23 protein-coding genes and 1 tRNA gene are annotated in these 23921 nt (G+C 70.7%); 9 read left to right on the forward strand and 15 right to left on the reverse strand.

What is annotated here, in order from left to right; translation table 11 throughout:
• Positions 1-87 precede the first annotated feature (87 nt).
• Positions 88-161, forward strand: a tRNA-Thr gene (locus tag ACFYU0_RS14170).
• 67 nt (positions 162-228) lie between these two features.
• On the opposite strand, the gene ACFYU0_RS14175 is transcribed toward ACFYU0_RS14170, so the two are convergent.
• The 10 genes from ACFYU0_RS14175 to ACFYU0_RS14220 form a co-directional block, all read right to left on the reverse strand.
• Positions 229-1008 (reverse strand): aspartyl/asparaginyl beta-hydroxylase domain-containing protein, encoded by a 780-nt coding sequence (locus ACFYU0_RS14175; protein ID WP_389300760.1) that lies wholly within the window; start codon positions 1006-1008, stop codon positions 229-231.
• 55 nt (positions 1009-1063) lie between these two features.
• Positions 1064-1780, reverse strand: a complete 717-nt coding sequence (locus ACFYU0_RS14180) for a 2OG-Fe(II) oxygenase (RefSeq protein WP_351667347.1) — start codon at positions 1778-1780, stop codon at positions 1064-1066.
• Between the two features lie 17 nt (positions 1781-1797).
• A complete protein-coding gene (locus tag ACFYU0_RS14185) occupies positions 1798-2118 on the reverse strand; it encodes a phosphopantetheine-binding protein (RefSeq protein ID WP_389300764.1) in 321 nt (106 codons plus the stop codon).
• Complete coding sequence (locus ACFYU0_RS14190) at positions 2115-3431, reverse strand: class I adenylate-forming enzyme family protein (protein ID WP_389300767.1); 1317 nt, start codon at positions 3429-3431, stop codon at positions 2115-2117. The genes ACFYU0_RS14185 and ACFYU0_RS14190 overlap by 4 nt, the downstream gene beginning before the upstream one ends.
• Complete coding sequence (locus ACFYU0_RS14195) at positions 3431-4693, reverse strand: MFS transporter (RefSeq protein ID WP_389300770.1); 1263 nt, start codon at positions 4691-4693, stop codon at positions 3431-3433. Before ACFYU0_RS14195 ends, ACFYU0_RS14190 begins: the two co-directional genes overlap by 1 nt.
• Positions 4694-4704: 11 nt before the next feature.
• Positions 4705-5733: a radical SAM protein gene (locus ACFYU0_RS14200; protein WP_351667340.1), complete on the reverse strand. Its 1029-nt coding sequence runs from the start codon at positions 5731-5733 to the stop codon at positions 4705-4707.
• Positions 5717-6985 carry a hypothetical protein gene (locus ACFYU0_RS14205; protein ID WP_389300775.1) on the reverse strand — a complete coding sequence of 423 codons (1269 nt, stop codon included), beginning with the start codon at positions 6983-6985 and terminating at the stop codon, positions 5717-5719. Before ACFYU0_RS14205 ends, ACFYU0_RS14200 begins: the two co-directional genes overlap by 17 nt.
• Positions 6982-7782 carry a hypothetical protein gene (locus ACFYU0_RS14210; protein ID WP_351667338.1) on the reverse strand — a complete coding sequence of 267 codons (801 nt, stop codon included), beginning with the start codon at positions 7780-7782 and terminating at the stop codon, positions 6982-6984. Before ACFYU0_RS14210 ends, ACFYU0_RS14205 begins: the two co-directional genes overlap by 4 nt.
• A 41-nt stretch (positions 7783-7823) precedes the next feature.
• Positions 7824-9242 (reverse strand): B12-binding domain-containing radical SAM protein, encoded by a 1419-nt coding sequence (locus tag ACFYU0_RS14215; RefSeq protein WP_389300778.1) that lies wholly within the window; start codon positions 9240-9242, stop codon positions 7824-7826.
• A gap of 125 nt (positions 9243-9367) precedes the next feature.
• A complete protein-coding gene (locus ACFYU0_RS14220; RefSeq protein ID WP_351667336.1) occupies positions 9368-9658 on the reverse strand; it encodes a hypothetical protein in 291 nt (96 codons plus the stop codon).
• Positions 9659-10395: 737 nt separating this feature from the next.
• Between ACFYU0_RS14220 and ACFYU0_RS14225 the strand changes: the two genes are divergently transcribed.
• Positions 10396-13704: a BTAD domain-containing putative transcriptional regulator gene (locus tag ACFYU0_RS14225; protein WP_389300781.1), complete on the forward strand. Its 3309-nt coding sequence runs from the start codon at positions 10396-10398 to the stop codon at positions 13702-13704.
• Between the two features lie 7 nt (positions 13705-13711).
• On the opposite strand, the gene ACFYU0_RS14230 is transcribed toward ACFYU0_RS14225, so the two are convergent.
• Complete coding sequence (locus ACFYU0_RS14230) at positions 13712-15409, reverse strand: bifunctional 3'-5' exonuclease/DNA polymerase (RefSeq protein ID WP_389300784.1); 1698 nt, start codon at positions 15407-15409, stop codon at positions 13712-13714.
• Positions 15410-15607: 198 nt separating this feature from the next.
• Complete coding sequence (locus tag ACFYU0_RS14235) at positions 15608-16366, reverse strand: Clp protease N-terminal domain-containing protein (RefSeq protein ID WP_351667333.1); 759 nt, start codon at positions 16364-16366, stop codon at positions 15608-15610.
• Between the two features lie 133 nt (positions 16367-16499).
• On the opposite strand from ACFYU0_RS14235, the gene ACFYU0_RS14240 reads away from it, so the two are divergent.
• A complete protein-coding gene (locus ACFYU0_RS14240; RefSeq protein WP_389300786.1) occupies positions 16500-17606 on the forward strand; it encodes a DUF2786 domain-containing protein in 1107 nt (368 codons plus the stop codon).
• A gap of 35 nt (positions 17607-17641) precedes the next feature.
• On the opposite strand, the gene ACFYU0_RS14245 is transcribed toward ACFYU0_RS14240, so the two are convergent.
• On the reverse strand, positions 17642-18157 hold the full coding sequence (locus ACFYU0_RS14245) for a DUF4232 domain-containing protein (protein WP_389300788.1): 516 nt from the start codon (positions 18155-18157) through the stop codon (positions 17642-17644).
• Positions 18158-18238: 81 nt separating this feature from the next.
• Positions 18239-18721: a hypothetical protein gene (locus tag ACFYU0_RS14250; RefSeq protein WP_389300790.1), complete on the reverse strand. Its 483-nt coding sequence runs from the start codon at positions 18719-18721 to the stop codon at positions 18239-18241.
• A 216-nt stretch (positions 18722-18937) separates the two neighbouring features.
• Here ACFYU0_RS14250 and ACFYU0_RS14255 point away from each other — a divergent pair, with 216 nt between their 5' ends.
• From ACFYU0_RS14255 to ACFYU0_RS14270, 4 genes are all read left to right on the forward strand, one after another.
• Positions 18938-19312, forward strand: a complete 375-nt coding sequence (locus ACFYU0_RS14255) for a VOC family protein (protein WP_389300792.1) — start codon at positions 18938-18940, stop codon at positions 19310-19312.
• Between the two features lie 40 nt (positions 19313-19352).
• The gene (locus tag ACFYU0_RS14260) at positions 19353-19700 is read left to right on the forward strand and encodes an ArsR/SmtB family transcription factor (protein ID WP_389300795.1); all 348 of its coding nucleotides are present in this window, start codon (positions 19353-19355) and stop codon (positions 19698-19700) included.
• On the forward strand, positions 19697-20170 hold the full coding sequence (locus tag ACFYU0_RS14265; RefSeq protein WP_351667327.1) for an SRPBCC domain-containing protein: 474 nt from the start codon (positions 19697-19699) through the stop codon (positions 20168-20170). The genes ACFYU0_RS14260 and ACFYU0_RS14265 overlap by 4 nt, the downstream gene beginning before the upstream one ends.
• A 200-nt stretch (positions 20171-20370) precedes the next feature.
• Positions 20371-20589 carry a DUF397 domain-containing protein gene (locus tag ACFYU0_RS14270; RefSeq protein ID WP_351667492.1) on the forward strand — a complete coding sequence of 73 codons (219 nt, stop codon included), beginning with the start codon at positions 20371-20373 and terminating at the stop codon, positions 20587-20589.
• 79 nt (positions 20590-20668) lie between these two features.
• On the opposite strand, the gene ACFYU0_RS14275 is transcribed toward ACFYU0_RS14270, so the two are convergent.
• Positions 20669-21214, reverse strand: a complete 546-nt coding sequence (locus tag ACFYU0_RS14275) for an ATP-binding protein (RefSeq protein ID WP_351667326.1) — start codon at positions 21212-21214, stop codon at positions 20669-20671.
• A gap of 333 nt (positions 21215-21547) precedes the next feature.
• Here ACFYU0_RS14275 and ACFYU0_RS14280 point away from each other — a divergent pair, with 333 nt between their 5' ends.
• Together ACFYU0_RS14280 and ACFYU0_RS14285 are read left to right on the forward strand one after the other, a co-directional pair.
• Positions 21548-22372, forward strand: a complete 825-nt coding sequence (locus ACFYU0_RS14280; protein ID WP_351667491.1) for a helix-turn-helix transcriptional regulator — start codon at positions 21548-21550, stop codon at positions 22370-22372.
• Between the two features lie 70 nt (positions 22373-22442).
• Positions 22443-23903, forward strand: a complete 1461-nt coding sequence (locus ACFYU0_RS14285; RefSeq protein ID WP_351667325.1) for an aldehyde dehydrogenase family protein — start codon at positions 22443-22445, stop codon at positions 23901-23903.
• Positions 23904-23921: the final 18 nt, after the last annotated feature.

The following is a 23921-nucleotide window of genomic DNA, read 5'->3' on the forward strand; positions in this document are numbered from 1 at the left end:
CCCCCTGCTCCGGGGCGGGTACGAAGCACCCCACGAAACTGTGTAGACTTACCGACGTTGCTGATCGCACCATGGTGCGGGCAACGCGCCGCTTTAGCTCAGATGGCCAGAGCAACGCACTCGTAATGCGTAGGTCTCGGGTTCGAATCCCGAAAGCGGCTCCGAGAAACCCCAGGTCGCATGTTGCTGACCTGGGGTTTTCTGTTACACGCCAGTTGAGTCCTGGGGTCAGGCCACGAACTCCTTAGCCCAGAAGGTCCGGTAGATCAGCTTGCGCGAGACCTCCATCAGGTAGGTGATGGCGCGGACCTCGATCTCGGTGAGTTCGGGGTGCCATATGTCGAACAGCAGCACCGCGCGGCCTTCGGCACTGTCGTTCCACACCTCGTGCTCGAAGGAGTCGTCGAAGACGAACGCCTTGCCGGTCTCCCACTCCCTCGTCTCGCTGCCGACTCGGAACCGGGCGCCCTGCGGGGTGACCAGGCCGAGGTGGCAGCGAAGGTGAGCGTTGGTGAAGCCGGTGTGCGCCGCGATGTGCGTGCCGGGGTCCAGGACCGAGAAGTACGTCATGCCGCAGCCCAAGGCGCCCGGGATCGGTTCGAGCACCTTCACGGTTTTCGGGCAGGCGTCGATGTTCCTGGGGTAGGACTTGGCCGAGTGGTAGAGATAGTGCGCAGACCACCGACCTTCGTCGGCGAGTTCGGTCGGATTGGCGACGACCCGTTTGCCCGCCAGGCCGCCCAAGCTCTCGAACTCCCGTGTGATGTCCTCCGTGGCCGCTTCCACCTGCGACAGCCACGGGAAGAGGTCGTCGTCCCACCAGGCGACCTCGGACAGGCCGGGGACGAACAGGTTCGGTTCCTGACCGCCGCTCATGTGCTCGCTCACCTTGCCCTGGAGCACGATGTCCAGGCCGGTGAGGACCCGTTCCAGTGAGGCGCGGTCGACTTCCTGCTCCTCGATCCATCGCTCCAGGTAGGCCGGGCTCTCGGCAAGCCACGGTTGCATGCGTTCCTCCAGGCGTCGTCGGTCGTGGATGCGGCCGGAAGGCCGGCGGACGAGATCAGTTGCCGGTGAGCATCGCGCTGAGGCTCTCCAACGCGCTCGCTCGCGTCCGTTCACGCGCCGGGCTCTTCGACACGAAACCCGTGAGCGTGCGGCGCAGTGTGTCGCCTGCGGTGTGGTCCACCCGGCCGATGGTGTGGACGGTGTCCGACTTGACCATCACCAGCCGGTTCGGCTTCGGCACGATCGCGACGGGGCTGGACGTGCTGCGCTCGATCCGTGCCTCCATCCGCAGCACCAGGTCGTTCTCGGCGGTCTCGTCCTCGGTCACCGGCTGAGGATCTTCATCGATCAGCTTCAGCTCACCACCCCAGGAGGGACGCCACCGGTCGTGAAGAAAGAGGATGAACTCGCCCTGCCGGCCCAGCCCGGCATCGTTGTGCCAGCCGAGTCGGCTGCCCGCCGGGTACTTCCAGAAGGCGAACATGATCCGGTCCCAATCGGTGCCTGCCGCACCGTAGAAGTGGGCGTACGCACGCACCACCCGGGCCAGTTCCTCGTACACCCGGGGCTGTCCCAGGGCGCCCGGTGTCCCCAGATCCGGACCGAAGCGGCTGCCTCGGGAGCGGAATGCCGACCCGTCCTCGGCCGAGATGACGCTCTCCCGCAGGGTGAACGCCGCGCTTTCCATGAGGTCCTGAGCCGCGGCGAAGTCCGGTGGGCTCAGGAAGTCGTCGATGACGATGTAGCGGCGTCCCCGCTGTGTTTCGTGCACGTTCCCCACCTCCGCGATCAATGGGTCTGGTACTGGGCCCCGTACCGAGCCGTCCGGGCCGCCAGGACCGCTTCTCCCCAGCCCGCAACGCACCGCCGCTCAGGAGCGAGCAGCACCTGGTCGGGGAGCTCCGCGCCGATCATGTCCTCAAGCCGGGTCGCGAGGGCGATCCAGTCGAGAGAGCCCAGGCCGAGCAGCGAGAGGTCACGCGTTCGCAGTTCGGCGTCTTCGGCCAACTCCTCCGCCTCCGGGGCAGCGATCCCCCGATCGGCCATGACCTCCACGACCAGCCTCGCGACCAGCAGTTCACAAGCTCGCAGCTGCGCCGCGTCCGTCATCCGCCCGCCTTCCGTATCGTCTCGATCAACGCGCCCCGGTCCCACTTGCCCAACGCGGTCAGCGGGAACCGCTCACAGACGACCACCCGCGGCACCGGTACGTCGGCCGGGGAGCGGGCCAGGGACGCGAGCAGATCCTCTGCGGACGCGTCCCCCTCCACCACGGCGTGGAAGTCCTCGGTCTCGGGGCTGTCGCCGCGGGGCAGGACCAGCAGGCACACGTCCGTCACTCCCGGCACTGAGCGCAGGATGTGCTCCGTCACGTCGGCACGGATGAACCTGCCGTTCAGCCGCAGCGGTCCGCGGGCCCGCTCCTCGAAGTGCACGCAGCCGTCGGCGTCGTGCCGGACGACGTCGCCGGTGGCCCATTGCGTCAGAGGGGCGCGTTCGTCGCCGAAGTAACCCTCCACCGGTGCGGACGACCGCAGGATCAGCTCTCCGCGCTCGCCCGGTGGCGGCGCGACGATGTCGACTCCCGGTACCGGGCGGCCCATTCCCCGGTCTCCGAAGAAGGTGCCCCCGGTCTCGGTGGAGCCGTACCCGCGCAGCAGCGGTACGCCGAACCGCTTCCTGAACGCCTCGTCGAGGTCGTCCGGCACCGGGCCGGCGCCCGCCATCGCGGCACGCGGGCCGGACTCGCCGTGCTGTCGGGTCTCGGCCAGCAAGCGGGCCAGAGGCGGGGTGACGGCCAGCACCGTCACGGTTCCGGAGTCGGCCTTTCGAGCCAGGGTGCTCGCCCGGACGAAGGGTGTCACGTCGACGTCGCATCCGCTGAGGAGCGCGCTCATGGTGACGCCCCAGCCGAAGGAGTGCCCGAGCGGCACCGGGATCGCCACACGGTCGCCGGGGACCAGTCCCAGACCCGCCCGGTAGCCCTCCGCGTCCTGCAGCACGCTGGCCACACCGCGGCGGGCGATCTTGGGATGGCCGGTGCTGCCCGAACTCAGGTGGAGCACCGCTGTGGTGTCCAGCCGGATGGCCCTGTGCTCCGGGGCGGCGGGGAGCACGGACAGGGTCTCCGTGATCTGGCAGGCGTCGAGACAGGTCTGGACGGCCTCGCCGCCCTGAAGGGATTCCTGGAACGGTAAGGGCAGGGGCACCGCGTCCAGCTGCCAGGCCGCCATGGCGGCCATCACCAGATCGCGGCCCTGCAAGTGCTTCAGCACCACGATGTTGCCGGGCTGCACGCCGGCCTGCTCCAAGCGGTCGCAGAGCAGGTGGAAGGTGGACCCGCCGGCGTTGATGCGTTCGCCGTCGACATGGGCTCCGTGCGCCAGAACGCGCGTCACCAGATCCTGACGCCCCTGCGACATCACCGTACCGCCTTCGGCTTCCGCGCCTCCGCCGGGCCGAGGCCGGAGGTCATCACCCGGTCGATGGTGAGGATGGGCAGGACCGTCGCCACGCTGCCGACCACGCCGACCCACAGCGTCGCGGTGACACCGATCGCCGAGCCGAGCCAGCCTGCTACCAGCGCCGCCAGCGGCATGCTGCCCCAGACGACGAAGCGGATCGAGGCGTTCATACGGCCCAGGAGATTCTTGGGGCAGAGCGTCTGCCGGAGGCTGACCTGGGTCACGTTGAAGAGCAGCGCGCCGACGGTCATGCCGAACTCGCCGAGCAGCAGGACCGCTCCCGCGAGGATCTTGCCGTGCGGGGCGACGACGGCCGCCACGGGGTTGGCGACCGTGAAGAACGCCGCCGTGAGCAGACCACAGGACATCACCGCCCCGGCGCTGAAGCGTTGCCGGGCCTTGGGGGCGAGCAGCGCCCCCAGCACGCCGCCCGCGGCACCGCAGGTCATGACGAGTCCCAGCATGAACGAGTCGAAGCCGATGGTGCGCATGACGAGGACGGGTACCAGCGTGGAGACCACGGTGGCGAAGAAGTTCGACACCCCCATGGAGACCGCCAGCCGCCGGATGACGGGCTGGTCCCGGACGAACCGCAGGCCCTCCCCGACGTCGGTCAGCAGGCGGCGCTCGGACCCGGCGGCCGGCGCCGGCCGCTGCTCGGCGTCTTTGGTCACGCTCAGGGAGAGGAAGCTGACGAGATAGGTGAAGGCGTCCACGAGCATGACGACGGGCGCGCTGACGACCCGCATGAGCAGGCCGGCCAGGGCCGGCCCACCGAGGGTCGACACCTGGGCCGTCGCCTCGAGTCGTGCGTTGGCGGCGCCGATGTCCTCCTCGGGTACCAGGACCGGCACGTACGACTGGTAGGCGACGTCGAAGAAGACGCTCACCACGCCCACGAGGACGGCGACGACGTAGAGCACCTCTATCCGCAGGTGACCCGTCAGCCAGAGCAGCGGGACCGCGAGGATGGTGACGCAGCGTGTGAGCGCGGCCCACATCATCGTCTTGCGCTTGAGCAGCCGGTCCACCCATGCACCCGCGGGAAGGCCGATGAGGAGGTAGCAGACCGTGGACGCCGCCGCGAGTACTCCGACCTGCCGGGTGTTGGCGTCGAGGAGTTCGACGGCGGTCACGGACAGGCCGAGGGTGCCGATCCGGGTGCCGAACTGCGAGAGCGTCTGACCGGCCCAGAAGCGTCTGAAGTTCGTGGATGCCACGGAGTAGGTGCTCACGACACTCGCTTTCGGCCGCCCGCTCCCACGGGGACGTCGGTGCTCGCGTCGGGGTCCAGGAAGACCGAGCCGCGCAGGCGCAGGCCCGAGGCACTGGTCAGATCCTCGACGTGTCGTTTCCTCACCACGTAGCGGTCCTTGCCGTAGATCAGGTAGCGATGCTGGTTACTGTCGCCGGTGAAGTTCACCGTCATGACGTTGGCGCCGGCTTCCAGGCCCCTGGACTGCCCGCCGGCGGAAGTCTTCTCCAGAGCGCTCACGGACGGGATCAGCATCTGGGGCCGGTGGAGCCGCAGGACGGCGATCGTGTTGAGCGCGAGCTCGTTGGAGCCGGCGGGCTCCAGCTGGAGGGGCGTGTTGGGCGCCGGTACGAAGGGAGCCACACTGCACATGTGCGCCCCGAGCGACTCGGCCAACTCGACGTCGTCGACGATGCTCTCCAAGGTCTGCCCCGGCAGACTGGAGATCAGGCCGGTCCCCACCCGGAAGCCGAGGTCCATCAGATCCCTGAAGCAGCGCAGGCGCTCGTCCAGTGACTCGTGGCGGATCGCCTGGTGCAGGTCGGGGTCGCTCGTCTCGTGCTTGAGGATGTAGCTCGTGGCCCCCAGGTCGCGCAGGCGCTCGTACTGGCTCCGGCGCAGGTTGCCGAGATTCAGGAGGATCTCGACCCGGCCGTCGAACAGCTCGCGGATGCGCGGGATGGCGTCCTCCATGGTGGCCAGGTTGCGAGGCGTCTCGCCGCCCTGGAGGAGGACGATGTCGATCCCGGCGTCCCGGATGTCGCGGGCGCGCTTCACGATGTCGTCGCTGCTCATGAAGTAGCGGTCGTTCTCCGGCGTGTTGTCCCTGCGCATCGGACAGTAGTCGCAGTTCACCCGGCACACATTGGTGATCTCGATGACGCCGCGCAGGATCACGGTCGGCCCGTAGTACTCCTCTCTGAGCCGCCGGGCCTCGGCGAAGAGCTCCTCCTGAGCCGGACCCGTAGCAGTGAGGTACGACCGTATTTCACTTCGAGTCAGCATCGCGATACCTCGTTCGATCGTTCAGTTCGGACGGCTCGTTGACGGGGAGTTGCGGCACGTCGAGGTGGACCACCTGTTCGGCGGCGAGTCCGGAGTCCGCGGTCTCCCGGAAGGTGCGGTGGACGGTCGCCAGGTCCGGTTCGAAGACGATGGTCGACACCTGGCCGTTGACGGTCACGGTGATCGTTCGACCGGGAGAGATCCGGTCGCCGCACAGATGGAGCGTGACTCGCTGAGCGCCGCTCGCCGCTATCTCGATCCGGTCCGGGACGGTCCACCGGGCGTGGATGTCGCCCTGCCGTTGCGGCCCGATGCCGCCGAGGGCCACCCAGTGGGCCCGGCCATGGGCGTCCTCGTCGGCCCGGTGGCGGATCTCAAGAGGCTGGGACCCGCGCCGCGCCCCACCCAGCCACTGCTCGATCCTGCTGAACAGCGGAGTGTCCGGCGTGAGTCCGAGTGTGTCCAGGCCGTGCGCCCCGTCCGGGACCTCGACGTACCGCACGTCTCGATGTCCGAGATCCTGCAGGATGCGGACGGACTCACGGTCGAACTCCGCCGGAATACGGGTGTCCTGGCCGCCGTGCACGACGAAGAGCGGTAGCGGAAGAGTGTTGGGCAGCAGAGCCCTCGTCCGTGCGTCCGGCCCGAACGACTCCCAGATGGAGAGGGCTCCGTTGAGCGGGACGGCGGCGGCGAAGGAGGGCCAGAACCGCATGCCGAGGTTCCAGGTGGCCAGTCCGCCCATGGAGACGCCGGTGAGGACACAGCGGTCCGGGTCGGCGTCCAGCGCGGTCCGGGCCCAACGGAGGGCGGCGAGCGGGAAGTCGCGGCCGGCCAGGTCCCAGCGGGGCATGCTGAACCGGCTGCCGAAGATGCCGGCCAGGTCGAGGTTGTTCGACGTCTCCGCGGGCTGCTGCGCCGTCGGGGCGAGGACAGCCATCGACAGCCTGTCCCCGAGGGCGGTGAAGTAGGGCAGCACCTGCTCCCCGCTGCCGCCCGCCCCGTGCAGGACGATCAGAGCTCCGAGCCGCCGACCCGACCGGTATGGCGGTACGTGCACCGCCATGTCGGTGCGTCGGCCGTGCTCGTCCGACAGCTCCACCGTGCCCGACCATTCACGCCATTGCCGACCGTCGCAGTGGCCGAGCAGCTTGCGCAACTGCGCCGCGTCGACGCCGTGACGGCTGAGTTCGGCGTGTGCCTTCTCCAAGTCGGGGTGCAGGGACAGGGCCCGTGCTTCACTCGGCATCATGCGCGGACCGGCCTCTTCCCGTCGCGGACCGCGTTCTGGTGAGCGGCCGCGAAATCCAGGCGCCCGAGCCGGACGGGCGTCCGGCTGAGGCGGCGCGCCTTCACCGAGGCCAGGAAGAACGCTGCCGACAGATCCGCGGCGGGGACCGGGAACTCCAGGTAACGCGCGCCCTTGGACCGGGCCACGGGAGCGGCTGCCGAGAGCACGAGGCCGACGTCCGAGACCGAGTGCGCCGGAAAACCGCTCAGTACCAGGCGGTGACGGTCGTGAACCCAGTGCACGGCGTCGGGGGAGTCATCGGTGAGCAGATCGGCCACCAGCGGATCCCACGCCGACTGCTCCGGCAGGTCCACTGTGAGCCGACCGCAGCCGGTGACGGAGGCTTCGCCGTACGGCGCGTCGTCCGGTACCCGCACCTCGAACCGGTGCACCAGCGGACCGGTCGATCGCAGCCGCAGCATGCGGGCCAGCGCGGCCTCGGGCTTGTGCGGTTCGACCCAAGCGGCCAGTCCGGCGTACCCGTCGTCCCGAGCGGCGTCGCGCAGCGCGAACGCCAGCTGCAGCGCGGCGCCGCTCCCGCGCAGGGGCCCGCTCACGAACACGCCCTTGAGTAGGAGGCGGTTCCCCCACTTCATGCTGCGGTGAACGGCTCCCAGGCCACCGTCCGGCGAATCGAGCCCCAGCCAGAGGTAGTCGTCGCCACTCATGAGTTCCCTTGTCAGGGTCGGAGCGTCCAGCTCTTCGAGCTCTACGATCCGCAGCACGCCGTCGACGTCCTCCGGTGTCAGCCGGCGCACCCGGCCGGTCGTCGTGGGCCGCCGCGTGCCCTCGGGGGCAGTCATGCGAGCGGCAGCTCTCGACTCAGTGCCAGGTACGGGAATTCCGTGGGCGCGGGCTCTCGCGAGTCCGCCGGGAGCGGCACCTTGGCCATGCGCTTGCTTGAGCTCCGCGCCGCCATGAAGTTGAAAAGGACGCTGGAAGGCATGAAACGTTTCTCGAGATCTCGGATGATCCACGAGAAAGTGTCGGAGTGGAACGGGTAGAACGTCGGAGCGAGCAAATCCTCGTCGGCCATTCCAAGCTGCCTGGCCATGCCCGTCTGGGGCAGGACGCGGTAGCCGACATGCATGACCAGTTCACCGTCCTCCAGCATGGAATTGATGTACTGGATACTGTTGCGCACGCTCTCCTCGTTGTCTCCGGGCCCGCCGAAGACGACATTCACTCGGGCGGGTATCCCGTGTTTCCTGCACCGTTCGAGACAGCGGTCCACATGCCGCGTGTCGAACGTCTTCCCGAGGAGCTTCATCACCCGGTTGTCGAGACTGTCGGGGGAGATCACCACGAATTCGACCCCGCTCCCCGCAAGGAGTGCGGCAAATTCGTCGTCGAAGGGCTTCGGAGTGAAATACGCCGACCAGGTCAGGCCGGGCAGAGCCAGCTCCGCGATGAGCTTGACGACTTCCTTGGCATAGCGGAGTTCACTGTTGAAGATGCCATCGGTGAAGAAGACTCGGCGAATTCCCGCGGCGTGTATCGCCCGTAGTTCCGACGCGATGAGGTCCAGGGGCTTCAGGTCACCACTGTTGTCGCCGTTGAGATACGCGTACGGGCAGTAGACGCACCCCTGATAACAGGTCTTCCGGCGCGTCTCCACCCCGATCATCGCGCCCTCGAACCTGGTGTAGACCTCCATGAGCGACTTCGGGTGCCGCAGCACCTCCGTCAGGAAGCCCTCGTAGCGGCGGCCGGTGATGTTCTTGCCCAGCCCGCGGTGATCCTCGGGTGCGGCCAGGATGTCGAGCATGGCCTGTTCGCCGGGACCGATGACACCTACGTCGAAGCCGAGCAGGGCCCGTAGCTGATCGGCGAACAGGGTGTATCCCGGGCCCCCGCCGACCAGGAGGGGGCGACGGCCGCCGGCCTCTTCCAGAGCCGCGCGCACTCTGTCGACGAATCGGATGTAGTGCTCGACATGGCCGTCGCAGGAGATGTCGATCGGGTCGATGTTGCGAATGGTGAATCCGATGACGTCCCAGGATTCGGTGGCCCAGGCCAGGTCGTCCACGGCTCCGGGATCCTCGACGAAATCGATCAGGCGGGTCTGGTGGCCTGACAGGTCGAGAGCGTCCTGGACGCACCGCAGACCGATCGGAAAGATCGGTTCGTTGCCGGGCATGGGGAGACTGGCCAGATTGACCAATGCGACACGGGCCATCTCGGTCCTCTCTGGAAGGCGCTGCACTGCGACGAACACGCGAACAGCGGGGGCAGGCCCCGGGAAAGGCGACCTGTCCCCTCTGTCCGTGGATTGCTGACCCGGCGCGCAGGAGAGTGGACGCCGCTATGCGACGTGCTGCCTCCTGCGCGTCGTGGCTCGGATCAGGCGCAGGAGGGCGACGACATCGCGTGCAGGAAGTCGGAGTCGACGAGGTCGAAAAGCGCCTCGCAGAGCTTGTCGAAACGCTCCGGCTCGATCGCCATGAGGACCTGGACGGCCTCCTTCTCCATCAGCATGTTCGACGCTTCGAGGGTTTCGCGGGGGTTGTTGGCCAGTTTCGCCGCGAAGTCCTCGTCGTGGCTGAGGCGCCCGATGAGCGCCTCCATCGTGAGGGCCGCCTTGTTGGCGTCCGAGATCTGCTCGGCGGAGTACTCGACTACTTGCTGTGACATTTGTCCTCCTCTTCCCCCGTGCACCGGGGGACAGGCAGCAACGGCGGAAAGCGAGTCGCATGAGAGCCGGCCTCGGGTGATCGAACGCCGCGAGCCGAACCGTTTACGTTCATTGGCTGACCACCCGTGATCGAGCTCAGCTTGCGACCCTGTAGATCCTTGTTGATCGGGTGACGAATGTCATCGACGCCCCACGTGTTTGGCTCAAAAGGCCCGAGTGACACGGCAATGTTTGAAGTCGCGGGTGACGGGCTGTTGCAGGCAGGGAGCAGGACGACCGGACGCTATGGGCGACCTATGGATGCGTGCAGCAGCCAACTGATGGCGTGATCCCATCGCTTTCCAGCCTCGGGGCGCTTTGTGTGGACGCCCTTTTCCGCCGGTTTACCGCGTACGTATGAATAACCCTCGATCAACCTCTACGTCCAAATCCGAAACCAGATCGAATCGGAATCTTTGCCGTTGATTGATAGACGGGGAGTCGAGTTGTCTGTGTGACCGCGGCAGAGGACGGGACGGGACCCCGGTCGTTCACCTCTGCCGACCGGGGTCCTTCTGCGTCCCCGGACCAGGCCTGCGGCGACACTCCCCCGAGTTACGCGTGCGACGCGCGCGCCGTCGGGCCGGATCCGATGGAGTGATCAGATCAGGGCTCGCCAACGGATCGCTAACATATGGCCAACGGTTCGTCCGCAAGCCGCCGACAGGCCGGCCGGAAGCAGGACCGGGGGAAGGCAGTGGGCAGCGTGGAGCGGCGGTACGAGCTGCGGTTCGGACTGCTGGGGCCACCCGCCCTGTACGACCGACAGCCGTACGGGATTTCGTACGAGCCCTCCGCCGGCCCGCACGGCGAACCGCACGGTGGTCCCGGCTCCCTCGACACTGCCCCGGACGGCGGATCCGACACCCGGCCCCGTGCCATCGGCAGCCCCAAGATGCGCGCCCTGCTCGCCGCGCTGCTGCTGGAGCCCGGCCGGGTGGTCTCGACCGAGTCGCTGAAGGACGCCCTGTGGGGCGGGGCGCCCCCCGTCTCCGCGCGGGCCTCGCTGCACAACCACGTCACCCGGCTGCGCCGGCTCCTTGACGATCCCGGGCGGCTCAGAAGCGTGGCTCCCGGATACCTGCTGCGCGTCGACCAGGGCGAGCTGGACGTACACGTCTTCGACGCAGGCGTCACCGCGGCGCGTGCCGCCCACGCCCGAGGGGACTGGCCGGACGTCCTGCGCGCCGCCGCCTCCGCGCTCGCGCTCTGGCGCGGGACTCCGCTCGGCGGGCTCTCCGCCGACCTCGGCGGCCACGCCCTCGTGCAGCGTCTGGAGGAGGCCCGGCTGCTGCTGCTGGAGTGGCGCTACGACGCCGAACTCGCCCTCGGCGGCGCGCGGTTGGCCGACATCGTGCCGGAGCTGACGGCCCTCGTCGCCGAGTATCCGCTGCGCGAGGCCTACCACCGCCGGCTCATGCTCGCCCTGCACCGCACCGGCCGGCAGGCCGAGGCCCTCGCCGTCCACCGCGACCTGCGCGCCCGCCTGATCGAGGAACTCGGTGTCGAACCCGGCCCGGCGGTCCGCGAGGCCCATATCGAGGTCCTTCGGGAGGTTCCGGCGCCGACGTGGGGTGAGAGGGGCCAACCGGAAGGCTCCTCTCCGAACGGGCGCGCCTGCGTCCCGGTCGACGGCGGGCCGGGCGGCCGTGACGCTCGCGTCCCGTCCGGAGAGGAGGCGGCTGTCCGTGCCCTCCGCGGCACACCGGTACTCGCCCTCGGTGCCTCTGCCCCGCAGGGGGTGCGCGTCGGTCAGGGCGACACCGGCAGCTCCGACGTGCCGGACGCCGAGGGTGGCGGTGCGGTCCTGTCTCCGTCCGGGGATCCGGGGTACCCCTCGGCCCAGCGCCCCGTCCCGGCGCAGCTCCCGCCCTCGCCGCCCCACTTCACCGGCCGGCTGGCCGAGCGCCACGGCCTGCGGCGGGCGCTTGCCGCGCGGGGCAGCAGACTGGCCGTGATCAGCGGCATGGCCGGCGTCGGCAAGAGCGCGCTCGCGCTGCACGTGGCCCACGAGCTGCGGGATCGTTTCCCCGACGGTCAGCTCCACGTCAACCTGCACGGCGCCACGCCCGGCATGACCCCGCTCACCCCGGCCCAGGCGCTCGCCGCCCTGCTGCGCGACCTCGGTGCCGAGTCGCGGAACATCCCCGAACAGCCGGACGCCGCGGCCGCGTTGTTCCGCTCCCTGCTCGCCCCCGCCCGCGTGCTGCTGATGCTGGACGACGCGGCGAGCGCCGCCCAGGTGCGGCCCTTGCTGCCGGCCGGGCCCGGCTGCGCGGTGATCGTCACCAGCCGGTCGCCGCTGACCGCCCTCGACGGCGCCCGGCGCTTCCCGCTCGGCCCGCTGACCGGCGAGGACAGCGCCGCGCTGCTGCGGGCCGTGAGCGGGCGCGCGGAACTCGACGCGGGGCACCCCCTGATCGAGCTGACCGGGAGGCTGCCGCTCGCGCTGCGGGTGGTCGCCGCCCGGCTGGCCGCCCGCGGTGCCCTCACCCCGGATGTACTGGCCGGTCAGCTCGCCGCCTCGGGCAGCAGGCTGTCCCACCTGGAGTACGACGACCTGAGCGTCCGCCGGTCCCTCGCCGTCGCCCACGACGCGCTCGCCGCCGCCGACCGCGAGGCCGACCGGGACGCGGCCCTCGTGCTGCGCCGCATCGGGGAACTCGACCTGCCGACCTACGGCGCCCTGCTCGTCGCCCGCCTCACCGGCACCGACGGGCGCCGCGCCGAGGCCGCCCTGGACCGGCTGGTCGACGTGGCCCTGCTGGAGGAGACGGAGTACGGCCGCTACGCCCCGCACGACCTGGTCCGCGATTTCGCCCGCGAACTGGCCGGTGCGAGTGGCGGGCCGGCCGCCGGCGCCGAGCCCGACCTCACCGCTCTGAACTGGTACGCGGCGGCCGCCGAGCGTGTGCTGACCGCCGTCGTGGAGCCCGGCCTCGACCAGGACGACCGCCGCCGGCCCACCCCGACGCAGCCGCCGGGCCACGCGGCGGACGTGGCGGCCCTGCCGGCCTTCGAGTCCGCCGACCAGGCCTTCGCCTGGGGCGACATGGAACTGGAGAACGTCGTCGCGCTGGTGGAGCGCAACGCCGGCACGGCCGACGTCCGCCGGGCCGCAGGCCTCTGCGCGCTGGTCCGGCTGTTCTTCCCCTATGTGCTGCGGCGCGGCCGGGTCGCCGAGATGGAGGTGCTGGGGCGGGCCGCGCTCGACGCGGCGCGCGGCCTCGGGGACGCGCCGGCGGAGGCGTACGCGCTGGGCGACCTCGCCGGGCTGCACTTCCTGACCGGCCGGCAGAACGACGCCCTCGCCCTCACCGACGAGGCCCTCGCGATCTGGCGCCGGATCGGCCCGGTCTCCTGGATCCGGCGCAGCCTGAACAACCGCGGGCTGCTGCTGGAAGGGCTCGGCCGGTTCGCGGAGTCCGAGGACGCGCTGCGGCAGAGCCTCGCGTACTCCCGCCGGCTCGACGACCCCTACGGAGAGGCCATCACCCACAGCCACCTCGGCAACCTGTACGAGCACACCGACCCGCGCGCGGCGATCGAACGGCACCGGCGCTCGCTGGCGATCGGGGACGCGATCGGCGCGGTCATCGTGCGGCACTCGGCCCACTGCAACATCGGGTACGCCCACCTCGCCCTCGGCGAACCGGCGGCGGCCGCACGGCACTTCGAGGAGAGCCTGCGCATCCTCGGCGGACACGGGGACTGGCCCGGCGAGTCGCAGACCCGGCTCGGTCTGGTCCGCGCGCTGCGGCGGCTCGGGGAGACCGGGCGGGCCGCCCGGGAGTGCGCTGAGCTGCTGCGCCGGGCCGACGCCCGCGCCGACCGCTACATGGGCGGTCTGGCCCGCCACCAGCACGGGCTGCTGCTGCGCGAGCAGGGACGGCCGGCGCAGGCGCGCGAGGTCTGGCACGCGGCCCTCGCGGCGCTGGACGGCACCGACGAGCAGACGGTCCTGGAGGAGCTGCGCGAGCTGGTGGCCGCCACCCCGGTGTGCTGACCGGCCCTCACTTGGCGTCGGCGTAGCACTCCACGACCGCGGTCGTGAACGGGAAGCGCACCGGTGTCTCGCCGAAGGTGAGCCGTCCCGCGAGGCGCGAGGCCTCCTGGATCGCCTCGACGACCGCGCCGGCCTCGTCGGCGGGACAGTGCACGATCACCTCGTCGTGCTGGAAGAAGACCAGCTCGGCCGCCAGGTCCGCGCAGGCCCGGCGCAGCCCGGCGAGCAGCAGCAGCGCCCAGTCGGCGGCGCTGCCCTGCACGACGAAGTTCCGGGCGAAGCGGCCGCGCGCACGGGAGTCGCCGGAGGCGTGCCCCGGACCCCAGCCCGGGCCGGCCGCCCGGTCCCCGGTGTCGTCGTCGCCGACCGGGATGCCCGCCTCCTCGGCCGCGTCCTCGCCCGGGCCGGCCACGGGCGGGCAGGTGCGGCCCAGCCAGGTGCGGACGAGCCGGCCCTCCTCACCGGCCCGGGCGGCCTCGTCGACGTAGGCGACGGCCCTGGGGAAACGGCGTCTGAGGGCGGCGAGGTTCTTCAGGCCGTCACCGGACGTCTGGCCGTAGACCGCGCCGAGCACGGCGATCTTGGCCTGGTTCCGGTCGCCGGAGAAGGCGCGGTCCGAGACGGCCTGGTACAGGTCGTCCTCGCGTCCGGCCACCTCCATCAGGCCCGGATCGCGGGAGATGGCGGCGAGGACGCGCGGCTCCATCTGGTCGGCGTCGGCCACCACGAGCCGCCAGCCGGGATCGGCGACCACGGCCCGCCGGATCACCTTCGGGATCTGCAGCGCGCCCCCGCCGTTGGTCACCCAGCGCCCGGTGACCGTGCCGCCGGCCAGGAACTCGGGCCGGAAGCGGCCGTCGCGCACCCAGTCCTGCAGCCAGGACCAGCCGTGCGCCACCCAGATGCGGTACAGCTTCTTGTACTCCAGCAGCGGCTTCACCGCCGGGTGGTCGACGGAGGCGATCTCCCGGCGGCGGGTGGAGCGGACCTTGATGCCGGCCCCGGCGAAGGCCTTGACCACGTCGGCGGGCAGGTCGGGCCGCACGCGGCGGCCGAAGGCGGCCGACACCTCGTCCGCCAGTTCGGCCAGGCGCCTCGGCTCGCCGCCGCCCGCGTACCGCTCGCCGAGCAGGTCGCGCAGCATGTCGCGATGGACCTCGGCGCTCCAGGGCAGACCGGAGCGGTTCATCTCGGCGGCCACCAGCATCCCCGCCGACTCGGCGGCGGTCAGCAGCCGCATGCGGTCGGGGTGGGCGGTCCGCTCGTGCCGCCGCTGCTGCTCGGCGTAGACGGCGAGGAGGTCGGTGAGGGGCAGGCGGTTGCCGGCCGGCTCGAACAGCGGGGACTGGGCCCCCGGTTCGGCCTGCCGCTGCGGCGGGTCGGGCGGTACGGGGCCGCCGCGGAGGCGGGCCAGGGCGGCGGCGGCCGAGCGCGGCTCGCCGTATCTGCCCTCGTGGCCCAGCAGGAGCGTCTCGGCGTCCTCGATGTCGTAGCACCGCTCCACTCGCACCCCCGTGGCGAGCAGACGCGGGTAGACGTCGGCGGTCGACCGCCACACCCAGCGCGTCACCTCCGGACGGCTCCGCACCGCCCCGGCGAGATCGCTCTCCCGCCGCACCGGCCCGGCGGGCAGCCCGTCGGGGCCGAGGGGGGCGACGTCCACGCCACCGTCCTCGGCCGCCGCGAGAGCCCACCGGCCGGACATGGAAGGAGTCTGTCAGGGGGCACTGACAATGGCCTTGACCTGCCGGTTCGTGCGGTTTCAGGAGCAGGGGCCACGAGCGGCGTGAGGCGTGAGGCGTGAGGCGTGAGGCGTGAGGCGTGAGGCGTGAGGCGTGAGCGTGAGGGGCGAGGGGCGGGGGGCGAGGGCAGGGCGTGCGACGGAGCCGCGTGCTGCCCGGGATCAGTCCGTCGCCGCCTCCTCCGCGTCCGCCGCCGCCTTCTTGTGCTCCAGCAGCGTGGCCAGCACCCGGCCGACGAACTCCTCGGTCGCCGCCTTGGCGACGCCGAGGCCGCTGAGGACGCCCGTGCCGTTCTCGTGTTCCAGCAGGGCCAGCAGAAGGTGCTCGGTGCCGATGTAGTTGTGGCCGAGCCTGAGGGCCTCGCGGAAGGTGAGCTCCAGGACCTTCTTGGCCTCGGGGCCGTAGGGCACGAGGTCGGGGGCGTTCTCGGCGGCCGGCGGCAGCGCCGCGGCCGCGGCCTGGCGCACCGTGTCCAGCGGGACGCCCTGGGCGGTGATCGCCTTCGCGGCCACGCCCTCCGGTTCGGCCAGCAGGCCGAGGACCAGGTGCTCGGGGCGGCCCTCGGAGTGGTGGGCGGCCACCGCCTCGTTGTGCGCGGACATGACCACGTTCCGCGCGCGGGGGGTGTAGCGGCTGAAGCCCTGGCTGAGGTCGAGGTCGGCCGACTCCTTGGGCACGAACCGCTTCTGCGCCGCCTGCCGGGTGACGCCCATGCTCTTGCCGATGTCGGTCCAGGACGCGCCCGAACGCCGGGCCTGGTCGACGAAGTGACCGATCAGGTGGTCGGCCACGTCACCGAGGTGATCGGCGGCGATCACCGCGTCCTGGAGCTGGTCGAGGGGTTCGGGGTGAACCTTCTTGATCGCCGCGATGAGATCGTCGAGGCGTACGGATGCCGTGATGTTCGGATTGGTCGCCATGTGTCAACCGTAGGTTGCGCTCCTAGGGGTGTCAACCGATAGTTGACACCTTCCCGAGGGCGAGTCTCCAAGTTGTCCACAGGGTGTGGACGGATTCGCGCACGCTGTCGGCGGTGCATGGCACGATCGACGAGTGACCAGCACTGCCAGCACCGTCGAGCGGGCCTTCCGCGCCGCCCTGTACGAAGACGCCGACGCCGGACTCGACACGGGTGCCTCCCTGCTCGCCGCCGACCCCGCGGCGGACGCCGAACTCGTGCGCCGGGGCGAGGAGTGCGTGGCGGCCGCCTGGCGGCGCGGCTGGCAGCCCGCCGACGTCGTGCGGCTCGTGCGGCGCCAGCTGGACGAGGTCCACCTGGCCCTCGTGTCGGGCCTGATCCGGGCGCAGTCCGGGCAGGACCGGCCCCGCGGGCGCCGCTGGGCCGCCCAGATCGAGGCACTCCCGGATTCCGCCGCGCGAGCGGGCGACCGCTTCTCGCACGCCACCGCGGTACTGGAGCTCTACCGCTTGCTGCTGCGCCTGCCCACGCTCGAGGTCCTGGAGGAGCCCCGCCGTGATCGGGGACCCGGCGCCTCCCGCACGCTCACCCGTATCCGGGCGCTGCTCGCCAAGGCCGAGGCCACCGGCTACCCGGAGGAGGCGGAGGCTCTCTCGGCCAAGGCGCAGGAGCTGATGGCCCGGCACAGCGTCGACGAGGCGCTGCTCGCCGCCGAGGCCCCCGCGCCGGACGCGCCCGGCGCCTGCCGCATCGGCGTGGAGCCGCCGTACGAGCAGGCCAAGGCGGTGCTGCTGGACGCGGTGGCCACCGCCAACCACTGCCGCGCCGTGTGGAACGAGGCGCTGTGCTTCTCCACGGTCGTCGGTTTCGAGGCCGACCTGGAGGCGGTCGAACTCCTGCACACCTCGCTGCTGGTGCAGGCCACTCATGCGATGACCAGGGCCGAGGCCGCGCAGCGCGCCGGCGGCCGCAAGCGCACCAAGACCTTCCGGCAGTCCTTCCTCGCGGCCTACGCGCACCGGGTCGGCGACCGCCTCGCGGCCGTGGCCGGAACCCAGGTGACCCAGGACCTGCTGCCGGTCCTGGCCACCCGGGAGATGGCCGTCACCGACCGGCTCGGGCGCATGTTCCCCGAGACCACCACGACCCGGCTGCGCGGGGTGAGCGACGCGGCGGGCTGGACGGAGGGCGCGCGGGCCGCGGACGAGGCCCAGGTCATAGCCCGTCCCCGGCTCGGCTGACCCGTCGGGCCCGCGCGCTCCGCACCGGCCGGGTGTCAGTCCCCGACCTGCTGGAAGGCGCTGACGGAGGCGTCCGGGGTGCCGCCGGAGCCCTTGGTCGCGACGGGCCCGTAGGACCACGGGAAGCTGCGCGTGGTCTTCGTGCCGGGCAGGGCGATCTTCACCGACTTCGCCGCCAGGCCCGCCTTGCCGCCCGCCCCGCCGCGCACGTAGGTGATGGTGAAGGTCGCCGAGTCCCCCTTGGCGAGCTTCAGCTTCTGCGCCTTGGCCCCCTCCTGCACGGGAAGGGCGACCTCACCGCCGCCGGTGCTCAGCGCGGCGGCGGCGAAGTGGTCCAGGGTGCAGGGGGTGCTCTGGTTGGTGATGCTGACGGGCACCTCGCCGGTGTCCCCGGCGGCCGGGGCCACGCTGGCCGACCCGATCTGCACCGAGACCCCGCCGATCTCGCAGGCGGAGCCGCTCTTGCCGTTCTTGCCACCGCCGCCGTCGTCGCAGGCGGTCAGCAGCAGGGCGGCGGCGAGGGCGGTGACGGTGAGCGGAATGGCGCGCATGAGCAGGTCCCATCGAGGTCGTGACGGTCTCCTCGCATCATGACGGCTGCGGCGGGGGCCCGCTCACGCACCCCACGGAATTCACCGCTTCAGGTTGGTCGGCATCCCGGAGGGCAGCTTGCCGCCCTCGGCCTTGGTGTACGTTTCCTCGCCGAGCTTGCCGGACCAGGTCACCTTCAGGGCGTCCTTGCTCACCGAGTCGACCATGCCGCTGCTCCAGTCCTCGCTGCCGTCGACGCAGTTCAGGTGGATCATCCGCATGCCGGACTCGGTGCCGGCGGTACCGGTGCACGTGGATCCGCCCGTCGCGAAGAGCGCGGCCTTCTCGCCGGTGATCACCAGGGCCACGATCGTCCCCTTGGCGGTGGTGACCCAGCTGCCCTGGAGTTCATCGGAAGCGCCCGTGACCTTGCCCGTCGGGCCGCTGCCGGACTCCGAGCCGGCCGTCGGCGCCGGGGCCGGTGAGGACTCGTCGTCGCCGCCCCCGCTGCACGCGGTCAGCGCCAGCGCGCTCACCAGCAACGCCGCCGCGGCCGCCGTCCGCGTCCTTGCAGTCGCCGTCATCACGTCAAGCTCCCAAGCTGTAGCGAACCGGCCGCCCCGGGGCCGTCGTCCCGCCCGGGACGGCGCCCCGAACCGGAGGGACCGCAGCAAGTTACCAGCCGTTACGCCGAGCGCTTCCGGACGCCGTGCGGAAATCCCCGCACTCCCGCCCGCCCGGTACGGGTAGGAGAATCCCTACGGTTGACGCGTAGGGAAACACCTACCTATTCTGGGGTCATGACCATCACGCACGCCTCCTTCGTCACCCTCCCCGTCTCCGACCAGGACCGGGCCCTGCGCTTCTACCGGGACGTCCTCGGCATGGAGGTCACCGCCGACCGGCGGCTGCCCCAGGGCCGCTGGCTCCAGGTGGCCCCCGCGGGGGCGCAGACCGTCCTCACGCTCTCCGGGCCGGGGATGGGCGGTTTCACGCCCGGCTCCGCGCAGGGGATCATGTTGGTCACGACCGACGTCGACGCCGACTGCGCCCGGCTCGCCGCTGCCGGGACCGCGGTGCAGGGGCCGGACGAACTCCCCTGGGGGCGCATGGCCTCCTTCACGGACCCCGACGGCAACGGTCTGATGCTGCTGACGGAGAAGGAAGGTTTCTGACGCTCCATGAACCGGACCGCCCCATGAATCCGGCCGCCCCATGACCGGGACGGACACCGCCGCCGAGGACCGCGTCTTCGCCGCGCTCGCCAACGCCACCCGCCGCGAGGTGCTGCGGCTGCTGCGCGAGCGCGGTCCGCAGGCCGTGCAGGTCCTGGCCGAGCACTTCGACATGCGCCGCCCGAGCCTGTCCGAGCACCTCAAGGTGCTCCGGGACGCCGGCCTGGTCTCCGAGCAGCGCTCCGGCCGGCAGCGCATCTACCGCCTGGAGGCGGCCCCCCTCGCCGAGGTGCAGGACTGGCTCCATCCGTACGAGCGGTTCTGGCGCGACCGGCTGAAGGGCCTCGGCGAACTGCTCGACCGCATGCCCGACGATGACCACCCATGAGCACCGCACCGCCCGGTGACGCCGACGACCTCACCACCGTCCGCGTCGACCAGTTCTTCCCGCATCCGCCCGCCAAGGTCTGGCGGGCCCTGACCGAGCCCGCCCTGCTGGCCCGCTGGCAGATGCCCGGCGCCGAGGACTTCCGGCTCGAGGTCGGCCACCGGTACCGGATGACCTCGGTCCCGCGCCCGGGCGCCCGCTTCTCCGGTGTCGTCGAGGTGCGGGTCCTCGCCTTCGTCCCCGAGCGGATGCTGTCCCTCCGGTGGGCCGACGCGGACCCCGCCGGTCCCGCCGACTGGACCATCACGTGGACGCTGGAACAGGAAGGGCGCGGCACGCGTCTGTTCCTAGTGCACGAGGGATTCGATCCGGACGACCCGGCGCAGCTGATGGCGCGGAAGATCATGGACGGGGGCTGGAGAGGGCATGTGCTGCCGTCTCTCGGACGCACGCTGGAACGGTTTCGGTAAAGCGGACGTCAAAGCTGTAATCACGGCGACACACCCCGTGCACGTGCATCTGCTCATGCATCCGCACATGAACGCAGCTATGATCCGGGACAGTTGACCAAGACACATCCATGGCCACATCAGCCAAGTGCACCACCGGGGAGCGACCTGTGAACCGCGACGTTGACGGCGTGTACGGGGGGTTCGACGTGTACAACGGCATGGCAGCCACACAGCTGGACGGAGTGGCCTGGCAGAAGAGCAGGCACAGCAACTCGCAGGGTTCCTGCGTGGAGTTCGCGCGCCTGCCCGGCGGTGACGTGGCGGTGCGCAACTCGCGCTTCCCGGACGGGCCCGCACTCGTCTACACGCGCGCGGAGATCGAGGCCATGCTCCTCGGCATCAAAGACGGCGAGTTCGATCACCTCGTGGCCGGCTGAAACGTCTCAGCGCCCCACGGACCCGCGGCGACCCGGTGTACGCGCGTAGACACCGGGCGTGACTCGGCCCCGCCCGGTGTCAGTCGGCCGGCCGGAGCCGGAACAGCGCCCAGACGACCTTGCCGCCGAGCGCGCCCGCGAGCGGTTGCCAGCCCCAGCCGTCGGCGAACGAGTCGACCAGGAACAGCCCCCGCCCGGACTCGGCCGAGAAGTCGTCCGAATCGCGCGGCGCCGGTGTCTCGTCACTGGGGTCGCGCACCGCGCACACCAGCCGCTCGGTCCAGCGCAGCAGATGCAGGCGCACGGCGGGCGGCGGGGGACAGGCCGGGTCCGCCGGGCCGGACGCCGCGGACCGCCGGGCCTCGCCGGACGGGCGCTGGTGCGGGAGGGGCAGGCCGTGCCGCAGGGCGTTGGTGACGAGTTCGGAGACGACGAGGCATATGTCGTCGAAGCGGTCGCCCACGTCCCACTGGTCCAGGGTGCGGCGGGTGAAGCGCCGGGCCTCGCCCACGGCCTCGAAGCGGGCCGGCAGGGCGCAGGAGGCGGCATCGGAGACGGCCGCTGGGTCCAACGGCGGAAGGCCCTGCCGTAACGGCTTGAGCATGGTCGATCCATTCGTCCCCATGCGAGGCACTCCCGGAATTCGCGGTCGTAGCGATGCAGCGGTGGCGCGGCACCATGGTTTCGGATGCGACTGGCAGATGCAAGGGCAGATGCACGTGCACGTGACCGAAATGATCCCGCCCGTACCGCTTCTTGGCCATTTTTTCTGCCACATTGGACCATGCGACTGTCAGAGGTCCGTACCTCTGCCTGCGGAAAACGGCTGACCTCTTTCCGTTTCCGTAACCGGACGAGTACTGCTCGAAGTGTTTTAGTGGCAGACTGCGGCCCCTGAAGACGGTTGGGGAGGCTGGCGAACGTGAGCGCGGGAGAGCCCGGATCGGTGGTGCGGCGCATGCTGCTCGGCTCGCAACTCAGGCGGCTGCGTGAAGCACGGGGGATCACGCGCGAGGCGGCGGGTTACTCGATCCGCGCGTCCGAGTCGAAGATCAGCCGGATGGAGTTGGGCCGGGTGAGCTTCAAGACCAGGGACGTCGAGGATCTGCTGACGCTGTACGGCATCAGCGACGAGGCGGAGCGGGAGTCGCTGCTCTCCCTCGCCCGGGAGGCCAACGTGGCCGGCTGGTGGCACAGTTACACCGACGTGCTGCCGAGCTGGTTCCCCACCTACGTGGGCCTGGAGGGCGCGGCCTCGCTGATCCGGGTGTACGAGGTGCAGTTCGTGCACGGCCTGCTGCAGACCGAGGAGTACGCCCGCGCGGTGGTCCGGCGCGGCATGAAGGGCGCGAGCCCCGCCGACGTGGAGCGGCGGGTCGCGCTGCGCCTCGAACGGCAGAAGCACCTGCTCGCGGACAACGCCCCCGAGTTCCACATCGTCCTGGACGAGGCCGCCCTGCGCCGTCCGTACGGCGGGCGTGACGTGATGCGCGGCCAGCTCCAGCACCTGATCGACATCTCCCAGCGCCCCAACGTCCGGCTCCAGGTGATGCCGTTCGGCTTCGGCGGCCACTCCGGCGAGAGCGGCGCCTTCACTATCCTCAGCTTCCCCGACACGGACCTGTCCGACGTGGTCTACCTGGAGCAGCTCACCAGCGCCCTGTACCTGGACAAGCGTGAGGACGTCGCCCAGTACGAGCAGGCGCTCAAGGAGCTCCAGCAGGACAGTCCGGGCCCGGACGAGAGCCGGGATCTTCTCCGGGGACTCCTTCAACTCTCTTAAAACACAAGTACGATGACGTGTGATCAGACCGTGACGTCGCTCCTGTGTCTGCTACCGATTGAGGGATCACATGCCGTCCTACTTCAGCGACCTGGCCCAGCAGTACATCGACGGTGAGTGGCGCCCGGGCACCGGTTCCTGGGACGTCATCGACTTCAACCCGTACGACGACGAGAAGCTGGCCTCGATCACGGTGGCGACGGTCGACGAGGTCGATCTGGCCTACCGCAGTGCCGCCCGTGCGCAGAAGCAGTGGGCCGCGACGAACCCCTACGCCCGCCGCACGGTGTTCGAGCGGGCGCTGCGGCTGATCGAGGACCGCGAGCAGGAGATAGCCGACCTGATCATCGCGGAGCTGGGCGGCACTCGTGTGAAGGCCGGCTTCGAGCTGCACCTGGTCAAGGAGTTCCTGCGCGAGGCGGTCCACCTGGCGCTGCGCCCCGAAGGGCGGATTCTCCCCTCCCCGGCCGACGGCAAGGAGAACCGCGTCTACCGCGTGCCGGTGGGCGTCGTGGGCGTGATCAGCCCGTTCAACTTCCCGTTCCTGCTGTCGATCAAGTCCGTGGCCCCGGCCCTCGCGCTCGGCAACGGCGTGGTGCTCAAGCCGCACCAGAACACCCCGATCGCGGGCGGCACCCTGGTCGCGAAGATCTTCGAGGAGGCGGGGCTGCCGGGCGGCCTGCTCAACGTCGTCGTCACCGACATAGCCGAGATCGGCGACGCCTTCATCGAGCACCCGATCCCCAAGGTCATCTCCTTCACCGGCTCCGACAAGGTCGGCCGGCACGTCGCCACCGTCTGCGCCTCCCACTTCAAGCGCGCGGTGCTCGAACTCGGCGGCAACAGCGCGCTGGTGGTTTTGGACGACGCCGACATCGACTACGCGGTGGACGCGGCCGTCTTCAGCCGCTTCGTGCACCAGGGCCAGGTCTGCATGGCGGCGAACCGGGTCCTCGTGGACCGCTCGGTCGCCGAGGAGTTCACCGAGAAGTTCGTCGCCAAGGTCCGGACGCTGAAGGTCGGCGATCCGCGCGACCCGCAGACCGTCATCGGCCCGGTGATCAACTCCCAGCAGGCGAGCGCCGTCTCGGGCACCGTGGACCAGGCGCTCGCCGAGGGCGCCACCGCCCTCGTGCACGGCACCACCACCGGCAACCTGGTCGAGCCCAGCGTGCTCACCGACGTCCCCGCCGGCTCCGCACTGCTCCAGCAGGAGATCTTCGGCCCGGTCGTCTTCCTCGTCCCCTTCGACGGCGAGGAGGAGGCGGTCCGCATCGTCAACGACACCCCCTACGGCCTCAGCGGCGCCGTACACACGGGCGACATCGAGCGCGGTGTCGCGTTCGCCAAGCGGATCGACACCGGCATGTTCCACGTGAACGACGGCACCGTGCACGACGAGCCGCTGGTGCCGTTCGGCGGCGAGAAGCACTCCGGCCTCGGCCGGCTGAACGGCGAGACGACCGTCGAGGCCTTCACCACCGTCAAGTGGATCTCGGTGCAGCACGGCCGCAGCGGCTTCCCCTTCTAGAGGCGCCGGCGTCATTTC

This window comes from Streptomyces sp. NPDC003720, from assembly GCF_042875075.1.
Taxonomy (GTDB): Bacteria; Actinomycetota; Actinomycetes; order Streptomycetales; family Streptomycetaceae; genus Streptomyces.

Excerpts from the sequence above, each read along its gene's own strand:
- ACFYU0_RS14280 (WP_351667491.1), top strand. The coding sequence starts at position 21,548 with ATGCTGCTCGGCTCGCAACTCAGGCGGCTGCGTGAAGCACGGGGGATC.
- ACFYU0_RS14185 (WP_389300764.1), bottom strand. The coding sequence starts at position 2,118 with ATGACGGACGCGGCGCAGCTGCGAGCTTGTGAACTGCTGGTCGCGAGG.
- ACFYU0_RS14200 (WP_351667340.1), bottom strand. The coding sequence starts at position 5,733 with ATGCTGACTCGAAGTGAAATACGGTCGTACCTCACTGCTACGGGTCCG.
- ACFYU0_RS14205 (WP_389300775.1), bottom strand. The coding sequence starts at position 6,985 with ATGATGCCGAGTGAAGCACGGGCCCTGTCCCTGCACCCCGACTTGGAG.
- ACFYU0_RS14230 (WP_389300784.1), bottom strand. The coding sequence starts at position 15,409 with ATGTCCGGCCGGTGGGCTCTCGCGGCGGCCGAGGACGGTGGCGTGGAC.
- ACFYU0_RS14255 (WP_389300792.1), top strand. The coding sequence starts at position 18,938 with ATGACCATCACGCACGCCTCCTTCGTCACCCTCCCCGTCTCCGACCAG.
- ACFYU0_RS14245 (WP_389300788.1), bottom strand. The coding sequence starts at position 18,157 with ATGCGCGCCATTCCGCTCACCGTCACCGCCCTCGCCGCCGCCCTGCTG.
- ACFYU0_RS14285 (WP_351667325.1), top strand. The coding sequence starts at position 22,443 with ATGCCGTCCTACTTCAGCGACCTGGCCCAGCAGTACATCGACGGTGAG.
- ACFYU0_RS14220 (WP_351667336.1), bottom strand. The coding sequence starts at position 9,658 with ATGTCACAGCAAGTAGTCGAGTACTCCGCCGAGCAGATCTCGGACGCC.
- ACFYU0_RS14235 (WP_351667333.1), bottom strand. The coding sequence starts at position 16,366 with ATGGCGACCAATCCGAACATCACGGCATCCGTACGCCTCGACGATCTC.
- ACFYU0_RS14175 (WP_389300760.1), bottom strand. The coding sequence starts at position 1,008 with ATGCAACCGTGGCTTGCCGAGAGCCCGGCCTACCTGGAGCGATGGATC.
- ACFYU0_RS14270 (WP_351667492.1), top strand. The coding sequence starts at position 20,371 with ATGGCAGCCACACAGCTGGACGGAGTGGCCTGGCAGAAGAGCAGGCAC.
- ACFYU0_RS14250 (WP_389300790.1), bottom strand. The coding sequence starts at position 18,721 with ATGACGGCGACTGCAAGGACGCGGACGGCGGCCGCGGCGGCGTTGCTG.
- ACFYU0_RS14260 (WP_389300795.1), top strand. The coding sequence starts at position 19,353 with ATGACCGGGACGGACACCGCCGCCGAGGACCGCGTCTTCGCCGCGCTC.
- ACFYU0_RS14190 (WP_389300767.1), bottom strand. The coding sequence starts at position 3,431 with ATGTCGCAGGGGCGTCAGGATCTGGTGACGCGCGTTCTGGCGCACGGA.
- ACFYU0_RS14265 (WP_351667327.1), top strand. The coding sequence starts at position 19,697 with ATGAGCACCGCACCGCCCGGTGACGCCGACGACCTCACCACCGTCCGC.
- ACFYU0_RS14275 (WP_351667326.1), bottom strand. The coding sequence starts at position 21,214 with ATGGGGACGAATGGATCGACCATGCTCAAGCCGTTACGGCAGGGCCTT.